This window comes from Bradyrhizobium sp. 17, from assembly GCF_023073515.1.
GTDB lineage: Bacteria > Pseudomonadota > Alphaproteobacteria > Rhizobiales > Xanthobacteraceae > Bradyrhizobium > Bradyrhizobium canariense_D.
In genome coordinates, this window is the sequence record NZ_JADPJQ010000067.1 from 238,497 (window position 1) to 252,834 (window position 14,338).

Consider the following 14,338-nt stretch of genomic DNA (forward strand, 5'->3'; position numbering starts at 1 on the left):
CGTGTGACGCCTGTTGCAAATTTGTGACGGCTCAAGCCAAATCGGAACCGCTATGCAGGCTTGGCGTGAAGTTAAGCAGAGACGCGCCAGCACGCGTATGCATTTGCGAACACCGCGACAGTAGCTTCCACCCATCTTGTTTGCCTTGTCCGGTCGACATGAAAAGGCGAACGAAATCAAATGGGGATATCCGGCAATGGGTCGCTCTCGGCCGACGGCGTGGCGGTGAGGTTGGCCTTCCAAATCGGCCGGTGAACGCCGCGCCCTGTGCAAACAAGCGGCATGCCTTGAAACAAGTTGAGGCTTCTCACTCCGGGAGATCGGCGCAAGTGTCGCACCCAAGGGACGTTCATTTTTACGTGTCCAAACTTGGGGGTATTCAGGATGTCGTTTCGTTTCAAGGCAATTGCAGCAGGCGCGCTGTCACTTGCTACGCTTGCTACCAGTGGCCTGGCTCAGGCGGCGGATCTGCCGGTCAAGGCTGCCAAGAAGGCGGCCGACCTTCCGTTCTTCCTGGTGATCGACGACCGCGTCACCTTCTCCTATATCTTCAATGCCTCGCAGCCCGGAGCGTTCACCAACACCAACGGCGTGATCAACGCCAAGACGACGAAGCAGGTCTACTCCTTCACCCACTTCGATGCCTGGACTTACGGCACCAACTTCTTCACCATCTCGATGTTCAAGTCGGACCACAACGATCCGGCAGGCCCGTGTACCGCCACAGGCGTGGTCGTGTCGCCGGCTGCAGGCTTCGCAGCGACACCCACGAGCTGTGCCGGCGCGACAGAAATCTACGGTCTTTTCCGCTCGACCTTCGGCTGGAACGAGATCTTCAACACCAAGGCCTTCACTCAGGGCCCGCTGCATAACATCTCGTTCGAGGTTGGCATGGATGCCAACACGGAGAACCGGTATTTCGGCGCCGCCAAGCGCGACGTTGTCGCGGGTCTGCAGTTTGCCTTCGATCTTCCCTATAAGGGCTACTTCAACGTCGCGCCGCTGGTGTATTGGGAGTTCGCCAACCACAACTCCTTCTCGCAGTGCGGCGCCGGTTGGTCCGCTCCGTGTATTGCCGACGGCAACACGTCGTTCAAGCCGACCTGGGCGATCGAAACCAATTACTATATGGACCTCGGCTTCCTGCCGCAGAACGTGCAGTATTTCTCGATCAGCGGCCGCGCGGCGTGGTATGGCAAGAAGGGCACCGACACTGAGCCGCTTCCCGCCAGCGTCGCCAACGGCGTCTATCCCACCAAGGTCGAGTTCAACTCCGAGCCGATCCGCCTGACCCTCGATGCCTCGAAGGCGATTTGGGGTGATAAGTACTCGCACTTCGTCGACGTCTGGGTCGCCTATCGCTATTGGCAGAACAAGTTCGGCCTCGATCACAACAACGCCGTGGCCTGCACCACTTTGGCCGGTGGCGCGAGGGTGAGCACCGGCTCCTGCACCGAGTCCTCGCTCTACTCCGGTGTCACTGTGAAATTCTAGCCACCTGACACGCTTCAGGTGAACGACGATGGCGCCGCGTCAAACCTCCGCGGCGTCATCTTCGTTTGTGGGCAGGAAGGTAGGTAGGGGATGAGCCGTAGGCGCAATCCGCTCTACGAAATTGAATTGGTGTTTGCTACTTCGTCCACACGCCGTCGTGCAGCGCTTCGGCCTCGTCTTCGAGCAGCGGCCCCGCAACCTCTGTCGGCCGCTGGCCGCTGGCAAAGACTTCGCGACAGGGCAAGTCGAGCGTCGGGTTCTCCGGATGATCGCCGGTGATGCCGCGCAGGCGGTGCTCGCTGAGGCCATAGACGACACGGCCGATGCCGGCCCAGTAGATCGCGCCGGCGCACATCGCGCAGGGCTCGGCGGAGGAATAGAGCGTGGCTCTCGCCAACACCTCGCGGCCAAGCGTGCGACAGGCCTGCGTGGCGGCGAGGCGCTCGGCATGCGCGGTGCCGTCGTGATCCGGCATGTAGCCGTTCTCGGCCTCGATCAGGACCTTGCCCTCGGCATCGACCACGATGCAGCCGAAGGGATGGTTGCCGTGCGTGAGGGAACGGCGGGCGACCGCGAAGGAAAGGCGAAGGAAGTGCTCGTCACGCTCGGACCCGCCGCTCATCGCTCTTCCCTGGTCAATGCCCCGCCATGTGCCGGCCGATCACGGTGAGATCGGCTTCGCTGGTCCGTGCTTCATACACGAATTCGCCGTGGAACATCACCACCAGCCGATCGGAGAGTTCAAGGAGTTCGTCGAGGTCCTCGCTGACCAACAGCACCGCGGCGCCGCGGTTGCGCGCGGCCATGATCTCGGCATGGATTTGCGCCACCGCCGCGAAATCGAGCCCGAAGCAGGGATTGGCCGCGATCAGCACCTCGACGTCGCCGCCGAGCTCACGGGCCAGCACGGCGCGTTGGACATTGCCGCCCGACAGCGCCGAGATCGGCGTGTCGGGCGTGCGGGTCTTGATCTTGTACTGGGCGATCTTCTTCCGCGCGTCGACGCGGAAGGCACCGCGGTTGAGCCACCAGCCGAGGCTAGCGAAAGGCGCGCGGTCGAATTCGCGGAAGGCGATGTTGTCGGCGACGCTCATGCCGCCGACACAGGCGTTCTTCAGCGGCTCCTCCGGCAGGAGTGACATATTGTGCCGCCGCATCTCCTCGCGGCTGGCGTGATAGGGATCGCCGGCGACGCGGATCTCGCCACTCTCAGCGCCGCGCTGCCCGGCCAGCACCTCGACGAGCTGGCGCTGGCCGTTGCCGGAGACGCCGGCGATGCCGACGATCTCGCCGGCGCGGACCGTAAGGGAGACGTCGTGCACGGCGATGGCGCCGGCGTCGTCGCGCGCGCGCATCTTCGCCAGCTCCAGCCTCGCCTTGCCGGCCTCACCGGTGCGCGGCGGCTGTAGCGTCAGCTCCTCGGCGCCGATCATGGTGCGCGCCATGGCGTCCGGCGTCAGTTCGGACACCTTGCCGGCGCCGGCGAGCTTGCCGCGGCGCAGGATCGTAACGTCGTCGGCGAAGGCCATGACCTCGCGGAACTTGTGCGTGATCATCAGGATGGTCAGCTCGCCCTTGACGACCATGTCGCGGAGCATGCCAAGCACCTCGTCGGCTTCCGCCGGGGTCAGCACCGAGGTCGGCTCGTCCAGGATCAGGAAGCGACGCTTCAGGTAGAGCTGCTTGAGGATCTCGCATTTCTGGCGCTCGCCCGCGGAGATGTCGGAGACCTTTGCGCTGAGCGGTACCTTGAATGGCATGCGCGCGAGAAAGGCCTCGAGCTCCTTCATCTCTTTCGGCCAGTTCACGACAGCCGGCACGTCATCGCGCGCCAGCACCAGATTTTCGGCGACCGTCATCGCCGGCACCAGCGTGAAATGCTGGTAGACCATGCCGAGGCCGAGGGCGTGGGCGTCCTTCGGATTGCCGATCGCCTGCTCGCGCCCGCCGACGAGAATGTCACCCTCGGTGGCGTGGTAATAGCCCATAATGCATTTGACGAGCGTCGACTTGCCGGCGCCGTTCTCGCCGAGCAACGCATGGAACGAACCCGGCCGCACTTTCAGCGCGACATTGTCCAGCGCCAGGAAATCACCGAAACGCATGCTCATGGCGATGGCATCGACGCCGAAGGCGCCCGATGGCGGCGACGTTTCGCCGACGATCACGAAATCGCTCCGATGAAGGCGTCGGCGGTCGAGACCGCGCCGAACACGCCGCCCTGCATCTTGATCATCTTCAGCGCGTGGTCGTGGTTACTCTTGTCAGTGGCACCGCAGCAATCGTGCAGCAGCACGCATTCGAAGCCGCGGTCGTTGGCCTCACGCATGGTGGTGTGAACGCAAACGTCGGTGGTGATGCCAGTGAGCACGATGTTCTCGATGCCGCGGACGCGCAGGATCAGCTCCAGGTCGGTGGCGCAGAACGAGCCCTTGCCGGGCTTGTCGATGATGGGTTCGCCGGGCAGCGGCGCGAGCTCCGGGATGATGTCCCACCCAGGCTCGCCGCGCACCAGGATGCGGCCGCAGGGACCGGGATCGCCGATGCCGGCGCCGATCTGCCGGGAGCGCCAACGCTTGTTGGCAGGCAAATCCGAGAGATCGGGACGGTGGCCTTCGCGGGTATGGATGATGTGAAAGCCTCGGCTCCGCATTGCCGTGAGCAGTCTCTTGATCGGCTCGATCGGCGCCCGCGTCAGCGAGAGGTCATAGCCCATCTTGTCGACATAGCCGCCGACGCCGCAGAAATCGGTCTGCATGTCGATGATGATGAGCGCGGTATTCTCCGGACGCAGGTCGCCGTTATAGGGCCAGGCATAGGGCTCGGACTTGATGGTGCGCTCGGGCATGATTTGGCTCTCTAGCGGGTGATCGACAATTCGGCCGGGGCTCCGGTCAGCGTGCGTTTCGGCGAGCAGGTGATGATCATGATCGCCAGCGTCAGGATGTAGGGTGCGGCGTTGAAAAGGTGGTAGCCGGAGGTGACGCCGACCGATTGCAGCGCCGGGCCCAGCGCTGCGGCGCCGCCAAAGGCGAGCGAGGCCCACAGACACAGCAAGGGGTCCCAGCGCGCGAAGATCACGAGCGCCACGGCCGTGATGCCCTGGCCCGAGGACAGGCCCTCGTTCCAGCTTCCGGGATAGAACAGCGACAGAAAGGAGCCACCGATGCCGGCGAGGAAGCCGCCGACCATGGTCGCGCGCAAGCGGATCAACAGCACGGAGTTGCCCATCGCACGCGCGGCGTCCGAACTCTCGCCGGCGGTGCGGATCAGGAGGCCCCAGCGCGTGGTCCGGAAGGCCCAGTAGAGAGTTGGGGCGAGCGCGACACCAATCAGGAACAACACGTTGACCCGTAGTGCCGCGCGCACCTGTTGAATGTCGCTCCACCAGCCGAAATCGATCGCGGGCAGCCGCGGCGCGGTGGGCTCGATCAGCGGCTTGCCGAGATAGAAGGCAAGCCCGGTGCCGAACAGCATCAAGGCGATGCCAACCGCAATGTCGTTGACGCGCGGCAACGAGCAGATGCCGGCATGCAGCGCGCCCAGAAGCGCGCCGGTGATGCCAGCGGCGAGCACGCCGAGCCACGGCGATCCCGTAAGGTAGGAAATCCCGTAGGCGCTCATCGCGCCCATTACCAGCGTGCCTTCGAGGCCGAGATTGATGCGGCCGGAGCGCTCGGTGATGCATTCGCCCAGGCTCACGAACAGGAACGGGGTCGAGACTCGAATGGCGCCGCCGAGCACGGCGAGCGGAACGGTCCAGAGTCCGATCGAGCCGTCTGCCATCTCAGGACTTTCCCTTCAGAAACCCGATGCGGCCGTAGAGCGCATCGCTGGCCAGCACGAAGACGAAGATGATGCCTTGCAGCACCAGCACGGATGCATCCGGCAATCCGAGGCGGCGCTGCAACAGCCCGCCGCTGGCGCTGATACCACCGAGCAGGATCGCGACGGGGATAATGGCGAGCGGATTTTGCCGCGCCAGGAAGGCGACGAGAATCCCTGTGAAGCCGTAGCCTGCGGCGAGGTTCGCGTTGGTGCGCCCCTGCACCGCGGCGACCTCGACCATGCCTGCAAGGCCCGCGGCGCCGCCGGCGAGGAAGCAGACGATCAGGATCAGCTTGCTGACATTGAGACCGACGATCTTCGCAGCGCGGATGTTGCCGCCGGCAACACGCGCGGCGAAGCCAAACACAGTGTGATAGATCAGGATATAGGCGGCGAACGCGGCGATCAGGCCGAACACGAGACCCCAATGCACATCGGTGCCGGGGATCGATCCGATCATGTTGGCCGCGCCGATCTCGCGGGTCGACGGCTTGTTCAGGCTGCCGGGGTCGCGCATTGCGCCTTCGACGAGATGGTTGAGGACCGCGAGCGCGATATAGACGAGCAGCAGGCTCGAGATCGTTTCGTTGACGCCGCGATATTGCCGTAGCGCGCCCGAAAGCATGACCCAGAGGCCGCCGCCGATCACGCCGGCGACGACCATGGCGATCTGCACGATGAGCGGCGGCATGCCCTGAAGCACCAGCGCTGCGCTGGTTGCCGACAGCGCGCCGATCAGGAGTGCGCCTTCGCCGCCGATGATAACCATGCCGAGCTGCGCGGGCAGCGCCGTGCAGAGTGCGGTAAGGATCAGCGGCGCCGCGCGCGTCAACGTGTTCTGCCATGAGAACCAGGTGCCGAACGCGCCGTAGTACATGTAGAAATAGAGGTCGAGCGGGCTCTTGCCGAACATTGCGACGAAGATGCCGAAGACCCCGAGCGCGCCGGCCAGCGCCGCGCCCGGGATCAGGATATATTCGATCGCTCCGCCGTGACGCTGGAGGAATCCCGGATCGGCGGCCGGGGCAACGGTCCCGACCGCTTCAGCGAGATCTGCAGCTTCCGTCGTCACGAAGTCGCCCCGACCACGCCCTCCACGAGATAGTCCATCTTCTCGAGTTCGGGATCCTTCTGGCCGCGATCGGTGCCGGCCGCGATCACCGTCTTGCCCTTGTTATCGACCAGCCCTCCCTTGAAGATGGCGTAGCCGTCACCGGACAAGAACTTGGCCTTGACGTGGTCGGCGTGCTTGCGCGCCTCGGCGGAGACCGCTTCGCCATAGGGCGAGGTCTTGACGATCTCCTCCTTGAGGCCGCCGCGATAGAAGTTCGGAATGCTCTCGCCGGCGGCGATCATCTTGACGAACTTGGGGTACAGCGCTTCCCAGTTCCACTCGGCGCCCGTGAGATACGCTTTTGGCGCGAGCGGCGACTGGTTGACGTGATAGCCGCACACCATGGCGCCCCGACGCGCGGCGTTCTCGACCATGGTCTTCGGACCGTCGACATGGCAGGTCAGTACGTCGACGCCCTGATCGATCAGGCTGTTGGTGGCCTCGGCTTCCTTGACCGGCATCGACCAGTCACCAGTGAAGATCACTTGCGTGGTGGCCTTGGGATTGGCAAGCCTCGCGCCGAGCGCGAAGGCGTTGATGTTGCGCAGCACCTGCGGGATCGGTTTCGCGGCGACGAAGCCGAGCTTGCCGCTCTTGGAGCTATAGCCGGCGATGATGCCCGAGATGTATTGGGCTTCATCGATGTAGCCGAAATAGCTGCCGGCGTTTTTCGGGTCCTTGTCGCTCCACAGGCCGCCGCAGTGCTCGAAGTGCAGCTTCGGGAATTTGTTGGCCATCTTGACCATGTGAGGATTGTAGTAGCCGAACGAGGTCGGGAAGAGCAGGGTGGCGCCGTCGAGATTGATCATGGACTCGATCGTCTTCTCGACCGCGTCGGTCTCCGGCACCTTCTCTTCTTCCACGACTTTGAGGCCGGGAATCTTCTTCAGCGCCGCCGCGCCCTGCGCATGCGCCTGGTTGTAGCCATAGTCGTCCCGCGAGCCGACGTAGATGAATCCGATGGTGGTCTCGGCCGCGAAGGCCGGACGAATGCCCGTCGCCGCACCGAGGGTGACGGCCGCGCCGCCCTGCAACAAATGACGTCGTGAGACCCTGCCAAATTCCATTGCTTGCTCCCCTTGGCGGATGCACCGCCTCATCTCGCGCTGCGCCGGTCTGGCGGAGCCCGGGATAGATTGTCGCAAGCTTCGTGCCAGAGGCTACCGAGGGAGGATTTCCACTTAAGTTATTGAGAGCAATTTGCTATTTTCGGTGATCCGAGCTTGATCAGGAAAGCAGCAGATGAAAATATAGGCAGTATTTTATAATTGTATGCAATGGAGTTAAGCAGTCTTAACCGGCTTGGACATGTGCATGACGAGGGTCGGGTGGTCTGCCGGCAACCGCATTCATGCTAACCACGCGCTGATCGGAACGATGTCGACAGCGTGATTTCGCTGGCACCGAACTTGAATCGATTGCCGCCAGGACCGCCGTCGCCGCGGTCCCAAGAGATGGAAAGCCCGCCGAGATGGCTGCTGGTACCGCCGTTCATAATGGTTCGCTCGGCGAAGAGATCGTGCGAAGAATCAACGAGCTCGCGGCGATCTCGGAAGAAGGCGACAAGCTCACCCGCATCTATCTGACCGGCGAGCTGCGCAAGGCCGCGGACCTCATCCTGAGCTGGATGCGCGACGCCGGCATGAGCGCGCGTCTCGACGCGATCGGCAATGTCTGCGGGCGCTACGAAGGGGAGCGGCCGGGCGCGCCCTGCCTGATGCTCGGCTCGCACTACGACACCGTGCGCGATGCCGGCAAATGGGACGGGCCGTTGGGCGTGATCACGGCGATCGCCTGCGTCGCCGATCTCAACCGCCGCGGCAAGCGCCTGCCGTTCGCGATCGAAATCGTCGGTTTTGCGGATGAGGAAGGGGTGCGCTTTGCCTCGACCCTGCTCGGCAGCCGCGCCGTGGCCGGCACTTTTGACGAAAGCGTCCTCAACACACGCGACAGCGATGGCGTCGGGATGCGCGATGCGCTGGTGCAGTTCGGGCTCGACCCCGATCATATCGGCGCGGCCGCGCGGGCCCGGCGCGAGCTGCTTGCCTATTTCGAGCTGCACATCGAGCAGGGGCCGGTGCTGGAAACGCAAAACCTCCCCGTCGGAGTTGTCACTGCGATCGCGGGCGCGACACGGCTTGCCGCGCGGCTGACCGGCATGGCGGGGCACGCAGGCACGGTGCCGATGGCACTCCGGCGCGATGCGTTGGCGGGCGCGGCCGAATGCATCGGTGCGATCGAGCAGTTTTGCCGCACCGACGAGGGTGGGCTGGTCGGCACCGTCGGCTACATCCAGGCGAGGCCCGGCGCGACCAACGTCATCCCGGGCGAGGTGTCGTTCACCATCGATATGCGGGCGCCGACCGACATGCACCGCAAGCGCGCGGTCGCCGATGTCGTGAGGCAGATCGAGGCCATCGCAAAGCGCCGCCAATTGACACTTCAGCTCGACGTCACCCACGAGAACCGCACCGCGCCCTGCGCGCCCTGGCTCAAGGAGCAGATCGCGCAGGCGATCAAAGCGGAAGGTTTTTCCGTGTTCGAGCTGCCGAGCGGGGCGGGGCATGACGGCATGGCCATGATCGACATTGCCGACGTCGGCATGATCTTCGTTCGCTGCCGCGGCGGAATCAGCCATCACCCCGACGAGCATGTCGAGCTCGCCGATGCCGACGCCGGCGCGCGAGTGTTGCTGGGGCTGATCGAGAATTTTCGGCCGCGGCAAGGGTAAATCGGCTCCTCACGTCACCGGCTAGAGATAAGAATCAGACAGGTCTAGCGTCGTAACGGCGTCCCGCCGGACCACGAGACAACATTCGACTGCGCGTATGAACAGCGGCATCTCTTTTCCATCCCATGGCGAAAACCGATTTTACCAGGGTATGGCGGCGACCTTCGTTGCCAACGCGCTTCAGGCGGTGAACTTTCTCGGTGATCGATTCCTGAGGAAGTCGCATCATCCGTTCACGGCTATCGAGGACCTTTACCGGCACTCGATGGACAGTGCTTTTGCGGTATCTGAGTCCTTTCTCGTTACGGGCGCGCCGCACGCTTCTGCGTACTATCCGCGCGACTTTGCCTGGTTCTATCCCGACATCCTCGACCCCGACACCATCATGGATTCGCAGGATGCGGTTCGCCGGGCTCGTCTGCTCGAAAAGAGCGTCCGCCTGCTGCTGGAAGCGGTTCGCGCCAACGTCGTCACGACGACGATCGTCCCGGCGGCGCGCGCCCGGTATCTCGGCGTGAACTATTTCTCGCGCCCTTCGGATACGCTGCTCGGCATTCTGGCCGGCCTGCGGCAGATGATCTCTGCCGAGGAGAGAGCGTCGTCCTATCTGGCGATGTCGCAATGCGTGCATGCCGGTCGCCTGCTGCTGGCCGAATATTGCGGTGATCTGAAGCGCGCGATCCTCCAGCTCGCAAGCGAGCTCGAGCCGTTCAATGATGATGGCTCTACGTATTTGCTGTGCGATGCCAGTGCTCCGCGCTCTGCGGCAACGGACACGCGCGCCGAGCGCAGGCGTTTCGTCACCAATGCCTGCGTCTACACGACCTTCGTGTGGGGCGTGCGGCTCGGGATCATCGACGAGAACGAGCTGAAGCGGCGGCTCGGACGCGACCTGGCGCAGTACAAGAGGGACCTGCTCCGCCTGTTCGGCAAGGGTGGCTATATCAGGCATTCCCTGGATGGCCCCCCAGGCTCGCCGGTGTCCTCGGTCGCTCTGGATTTCGTCAGTGTGCATCGCGGCTTCTGGGATATGAACGAGCCGGCCGAGCGCGCGCTGTTCGCAGCCACGGCGGATCTGATCATTGCGGAGCCGCGCTTTCGCATCCCCGGCACATTCCACTTCCTGGTGTCCGCGGATAATCCGCGGAACAAGATGATCCACAAGATCGCGGCTCCCGCCTATCAGGGACGTTCCTCCTGGCCGACGTTCAACGTCGAATTCGCGGATCGCATGCTGGACTATGATGAATTCTCGTGCAGCGATACCTACCGTTCCTCTGCCCAGGGAATTCTGAAGGACATTCGCACCGCAACCGAAGTCCACGGCGGCTATCAGGAACTGATCTCGGAGCGGGGCCTGAAGTATCGCACCTGGGCCTACAAGGGTGCCGTGGCCCACTCCTGGTTTCCGCGTTTCCTCTCCGTCTGGAGGAGGGCGCATGGAACGCCGCTCCTCCAGTGGAATGACTGAACGGCGGTCGTTACCCCGCCGTCACGTCCACAAGCTCGCCACCGTCGAGGACCTTGGCCGCCTTGGCGCGGTCGAGGTCGCCTTCCCAGGTGGCCACCACCACGGTCGCAACGCAATTTCCGGTGAGGTTGCCGACCGCGCGAGCCATGCCGATGAACCAGTCGACCGACAAGACCAGCACGAGGCCGATCGCAGGGATGCTGGGCACCGCGTTCAGCGTCGCCGCCAGAATCACGATCGCGGAGCCCGGCACGCCATGCGCGCCCTTGGAGGTGATCAGGGAGACGCCGAGCACCAGTAGGAGGTCGCCGAAGGACAGCGGCGTGTTGGTCGCCTGCGCGATGAAGACGACCGCAAGCGTCAGGTAGATCGAGAACGCGTCGAGGTTGAAGGAATATCCGGTCGGAATCACGAGGCCGACGACGGAATCCTTCACGCCCATCCGCTCCAGCTTCTTCATGATCTGCGGCAGCACGGCGTCGGACGAGGCGGTCGCGAGCACGATCGTCAACTCCTCGCGCAGGTAGGCGAGGAATTTGAGGATGTTGATGCCGGCAAGCGCCATGACGCCGCCGAGCACGCCCAGCACGAAGATGCCGACCGAGACGTAGAACAGCGCAACCAGTGAGACGAGCTGCTTGAGCGAGCCGACGCCGTATTTGCCGACGGTGTAGGCGACTGCGCCGAGCACGCCAAGTGGAGCAACGCGGACGATAAGCCCCATGACGCGGAACAGCACGGTCGAGGCGGCATCGATCATCGACGTCACGAGCTTGCCCTTCTCGCCGCCGACCAGTGCGAGGCCTACGCCGAACAGCACGGCGAAAAACAGCACCTGGAGCACGTCGTTGCGCGACAACGCGTCGAACGAGGTGCTCGGGATCACGTTGAGGAGGAAGGAGCCGATGCCGCCGCCCTGAAGCTTGTGGGCGTTGTCGGCATAGGTATTGAGCGCCTTGGCGTCCAGCGTCGAGGGGTCGATGTTCATGCCATGACCGGGGCCGAAAGTGTAGGCCAGGATGAGACCTACCACGAGCGCGACTGTGGTCATCACCTCGAAATAGACCAGCGCTTTGACGCCGACCCGTCCGACCTTCTTGAGGTCGCCCGCGCCAGCAATGCCGTGCACGACGACGCAGAACACGATCGGCGCCACGATCATCGAAATCAGCTTCAGGAAGGCGTCGCTCAGAATCTTGAGCGAGATGGCAAAATCCGGCGCGGCCACCCCGAGAATGATGCCGAGGATCAGCGCGGCCAGGACCTGGACGAACAGCGACGTGTAGAGCGGCTTTGGCTCGGCGGCCGGGGCCGCGGCAATGGTCGACATGGTGACTCCCCCGTTTTGACGACGTCTCGATCGTCGAAAGGAGCAACTAGCGTGCCAGATTGTCGCGGTTTTCGCTGAGGAGGAGGTCTATTCGGTCTTTTTGCGGTGCGACCGGCATCCGCATCGGCGCCGGGAAACCGTTCCAGGTGCCGTCGGTCACGTGGACAGACGATTTTGCGGTCCACAGTCACGTTCTGCGCGCGGGTGGCCGCGTCACGCCGCGAGATCCAGCAGCCGACACGATCCGCGTACCAGCACCTTGCGTCCATTCGGCGTCATGACCGGCACGCCGTCGCAGACGACGACAAGACCGAACTTGACGAGGCTCTCGATGAGATAGGCCTTGGAAAGGCGACCGTTCGACACCGGGTCGCGAAGCGCCTTCAGAACCTCCCATTGGTCTGGCGAAAGATCGAAGTCGATGTCGTTGCTCATGTTGCCTCAAGCCGTAGTGCCGTTCGTGCGCCTCTGTTAGAGGCGCTGCATGAAGACCGTGCGACGACAATGAGTCGGGAATTCGGTGAGGCGTTTAGAACTTCTCTTCACAAATTGCTGCACGCCATTGCGCCACAAGAGTTAAGACCGCTCGGTCACGAGGACCGTCCGAGCCTCGATCACATATTGATGATGTAGGCTTGATGTTGGTCCGCGAACTACCGCACTGCACGGGAAGCGCTGCTGTCCCATTCTGCGTCGCAACATGCACAGAAATCATGAGAACGAAGGGTTCGGGATTCTGTTACGCTGATTCGCGGGGAATGGCTTCACACGGCAGGAGTGGAGTGCATGAACAGGCTGGTCGAAATTCGCAGTCAGGAATCCCTGTGCCGGGAGCGTGCCGCGCTTGATTTGCAGCGCCGGCTTTTCTGGCTTGCGCAAGCTCAGGAATGGGAGCAGCGCGCGCTTGACGAGATCGCCTATCATTTCCGGGAGTGCAATGTGGCTCAGACGGAGCTGGGGCGAAACTGACGTCGGCTGTGGGTAAGGCCTACTGATAAGTCGCCACAATATCGGATACCGCGCGCTCGAGCTGCTGCGCGGTGGCGCACTGGCGCACCACGCTGCAGAAGGTCGCATAGCGCGGCATCTCGGAATCGCCAAAGCCCCAGGCGAGACGTCCTTCGGGATTGAGCCACACCAGTCGCTTCGAGCGCTCAGAGATGCGGCGCAGGATGTCGGCGCGCGGATCGAGATTGTTGCTGCGGGCATCGCCCAGCACGATCACCGTGGTCTGCGGCGTCAGCGTGCTCATAAACTCCTTCTCGAAATCGACCAGCGACGAGCCGTAGTCGGAGGAGCCGAAGCCGACCTTGGACATGATCTCGGCCATCGCTTCTTCCGGCGATTTCGATTCCAGGATGTCGCTGACTTCGATCAGATGCGAGGAGAAGGCAAAGGAATGGACGTCGTCGACCACCTCGTGCAGCGAGTGGATCAGGAGCAGGAAGAAATCCGAGACCTGCGCCACCGAGCCCGAGACGTCGCAGAGCGCCACGATCTTCGGCCGATCGCGATGCTTGCGCTTCCAGGCCGTGAGAAAGGGGATGCCGCCCCAGGCGGCATTGCGGCGCAGCGTGCGGCGGACGTCGAGATGACCGCGCCGTTGGCGCTTGCGTGGTTTCGAATAGCGCTCGCGCAGGCGACGTGCGATCTGGCGGATGAGAGCGCGCATCTCCGCGACATGGCGGCGCTCGATGCGGGCAAGCGGCGCGTTGCGAAGAATCTCGTTGCGGAGGTTTTCAGCTTCCTCGCGGGCATAGAGCGCAAGCCCCTGCGCGACGGTGTCGCGGACGGCTTCGCGCAAGGCATCGAGCGCGGCGCGAAGCCGCTCGGCCAGTGCCGGATTGGTCGCGGTCAGCTCCTCGAGATCGTCGCGCAGCCGCTGGAGCCCCATGGCGTCAAGGATGCGGCTGGAGAAGATGCCGCGCTGGGTGGAGTAGCGGATGTCGGATAGGGAGGCCGCACCTGAGGCGCTGGCGATCGCGGCGGTGATCGCGTTGCGATCCTGCAACAGCAGCATCTGCGCGAGGGGCCCCAATTCTGCGGGAGGCGAACCGGCGCTCGCATCGCTGGCCGCGCCCGACGACGGAGATTGATCCGCGTCCTCCGAAACATAGTTGCTGTCGGCTTCAGGCTGTTCCTGTCGCGGCTCCGGCTGGCTGAAGAACAGATCGAAACAGTCTCCGAGCGCGAGCTTTTCGTCCTGCGACTTGGCCAGCGTCAGAAGGAGCGCATCGCGCAGGATGGTCCGGTCCGAGACGCCGACCTGCGCGACCGCACGCATCGCATCGATGCTTTCGGCCGGCGAGACATGGACCCCGGCGCCCCGTGCGGCACGGAAGAAACGATGGATATTCTCGCGCATCGGGG

13 protein-coding genes are annotated in these 14,338 nt (G+C 63.6%); 4 read left to right on the forward strand and 9 right to left on the reverse strand.

All coding sequences use genetic code 11. The features are described from left to right. Positions 1–384 precede the first annotated feature (384 nt). Entirely contained in the window at positions 385–1,494 is a 1,110-nt protein-coding gene (locus tag IVB13_RS13255; protein ID WP_247383999.1) for a hypothetical protein, read from the forward strand. 136 nt (positions 1,495–1,630) lie between these two features. On the opposite strand, the gene IVB13_RS13260 is transcribed toward IVB13_RS13255, so the two are convergent. From IVB13_RS13260 to IVB13_RS13285, 6 genes are read right to left on the reverse strand one after another with little or no spacing between them, the layout of a single operon-like run. After that, positions 1,631–2,116 (reverse strand): nucleoside deaminase, encoded by a 486-nt coding sequence (locus IVB13_RS13260; RefSeq protein WP_085361054.1) that lies wholly within the window; start codon positions 2,114–2,116, stop codon positions 1,631–1,633. Between the two features lie 13 nt (positions 2,117–2,129). Further along, on the reverse strand, positions 2,130–3,662 hold the full coding sequence (locus tag IVB13_RS13265; RefSeq protein ID WP_247384001.1) for an ABC transporter ATP-binding protein: 1,533 nt from the start codon (positions 3,660–3,662) through the stop codon (positions 2,130–2,132). Next, positions 3,659–4,342: an isochorismatase family cysteine hydrolase gene (locus IVB13_RS13270; protein ID WP_247375635.1), complete on the reverse strand. Its 684-nt coding sequence runs from the start codon at positions 4,340–4,342 to the stop codon at positions 3,659–3,661. Before IVB13_RS13270 ends, IVB13_RS13265 begins: the two co-directional genes overlap by 4 nt. Positions 4,343–4,353: 11 nt before the next feature. After that, positions 4,354–5,280 (reverse strand): ABC transporter permease, encoded by a 927-nt coding sequence (locus IVB13_RS13275; RefSeq protein WP_247297927.1) that lies wholly within the window; start codon positions 5,278–5,280, stop codon positions 4,354–4,356. 1 nt (position 5,281) lies between these two features. After that, a complete protein-coding gene (locus IVB13_RS13280; RefSeq protein WP_247375636.1) occupies positions 5,282–6,394 on the reverse strand; it encodes an ABC transporter permease in 1,113 nt (370 codons plus the stop codon). Continuing rightward, positions 6,391–7,503, reverse strand: a complete 1,113-nt coding sequence (locus tag IVB13_RS13285; RefSeq protein ID WP_247372381.1) for a BMP family ABC transporter substrate-binding protein — start codon at positions 7,501–7,503, stop codon at positions 6,391–6,393. Before IVB13_RS13285 ends, IVB13_RS13280 begins: the two co-directional genes overlap by 4 nt. A gap of 404 nt (positions 7,504–7,907) precedes the next feature. On the opposite strand from IVB13_RS13285, the gene IVB13_RS13290 reads away from it, so the two are divergent. Together IVB13_RS13290 and IVB13_RS13295 are read left to right on the forward strand one after the other, a co-directional pair. Next, entirely contained in the window at positions 7,908–9,167 is a 1,260-nt protein-coding gene (locus IVB13_RS13290; RefSeq protein WP_018456684.1) for an allantoate amidohydrolase, read from the forward strand. 97 nt (positions 9,168–9,264) lie between these two features. Beyond that, entirely contained in the window at positions 9,265–10,638 is a 1,374-nt protein-coding gene (locus IVB13_RS13295) for a hypothetical protein (RefSeq protein ID WP_247489095.1), read from the forward strand. Positions 10,639–10,648: 10 nt separating this feature from the next. Here the strand turns inward: IVB13_RS13295 and IVB13_RS13300 are convergent, their stop codons facing one another. Next, on the reverse strand, positions 10,649–11,968 hold the full coding sequence (locus IVB13_RS13300) for a dicarboxylate/amino acid:cation symporter (protein WP_247489098.1): 1,320 nt from the start codon (positions 11,966–11,968) through the stop codon (positions 10,649–10,651). Positions 11,969–12,181: 213 nt separating this feature from the next. After that, positions 12,182–12,403, reverse strand: a complete 222-nt coding sequence (locus IVB13_RS13305) for a hypothetical protein (protein ID WP_018456680.1) — start codon at positions 12,401–12,403, stop codon at positions 12,182–12,184. 351 nt (positions 12,404–12,754) lie between these two features. Between IVB13_RS13305 and IVB13_RS13310 the strand changes: the two genes are divergently transcribed. Beyond that, positions 12,755–12,937 (forward strand): hypothetical protein, encoded by a 183-nt coding sequence (locus IVB13_RS13310; RefSeq protein WP_018456679.1) that lies wholly within the window; start codon positions 12,755–12,757, stop codon positions 12,935–12,937. 19 nt (positions 12,938–12,956) lie between these two features. Here the strand turns inward: IVB13_RS13310 and IVB13_RS13315 are convergent, their stop codons facing one another. Next, positions 12,957–14,333 carry a VWA domain-containing protein gene (locus IVB13_RS13315; protein ID WP_018456678.1) on the reverse strand — a complete coding sequence of 459 codons (1,377 nt, stop codon included), beginning with the start codon at positions 14,331–14,333 and terminating at the stop codon, positions 12,957–12,959. Positions 14,334–14,338: the final 5 nt, after the last annotated feature.

Bases quoted from the DNA above. Each gene is read 5' to 3' on its own strand.
- IVB13_RS13255 (WP_247383999.1), top strand. From the start codon at position 385: ATGTCGTTTCGTTTCAAGGCAATTGCAGCAGGCGCGCTGTCACTTGCT.
- IVB13_RS13260 (WP_085361054.1), bottom strand. From the start codon at position 2,116: ATGAGCGGCGGGTCCGAGCGTGACGAGCACTTCCTTCGCCTTTCCTTC.
- IVB13_RS13270 (WP_247375635.1), bottom strand. From the start codon at position 4,342: ATGCCCGAGCGCACCATCAAGTCCGAGCCCTATGCCTGGCCCTATAAC.
- IVB13_RS13275 (WP_247297927.1), bottom strand. From the start codon at position 5,280: ATGGCAGACGGCTCGATCGGACTCTGGACCGTTCCGCTCGCCGTGCTC.
- IVB13_RS13285 (WP_247372381.1), bottom strand. From the start codon at position 7,503: ATGGAATTTGGCAGGGTCTCACGACGTCATTTGTTGCAGGGCGGCGCG.
- IVB13_RS13290 (WP_018456684.1), top strand. From the start codon at position 7,908: ATGGCTGCTGGTACCGCCGTTCATAATGGTTCGCTCGGCGAAGAGATC.
- IVB13_RS13295 (WP_247489095.1), top strand. From the start codon at position 9,265: ATGAACAGCGGCATCTCTTTTCCATCCCATGGCGAAAACCGATTTTAC.
- IVB13_RS13300 (WP_247489098.1), bottom strand. From the start codon at position 11,968: ATGTCGACCATTGCCGCGGCCCCGGCCGCCGAGCCAAAGCCGCTCTAC.
- IVB13_RS13305 (WP_018456680.1), bottom strand. From the start codon at position 12,403: ATGAGCAACGACATCGACTTCGATCTTTCGCCAGACCAATGGGAGGTT.
- IVB13_RS13310 (WP_018456679.1), top strand. From the start codon at position 12,755: ATGAACAGGCTGGTCGAAATTCGCAGTCAGGAATCCCTGTGCCGGGAG.
- IVB13_RS13315 (WP_018456678.1), bottom strand. From the start codon at position 14,333: ATGCGCGAGAATATCCATCGTTTCTTCCGTGCCGCACGGGGCGCCGGG.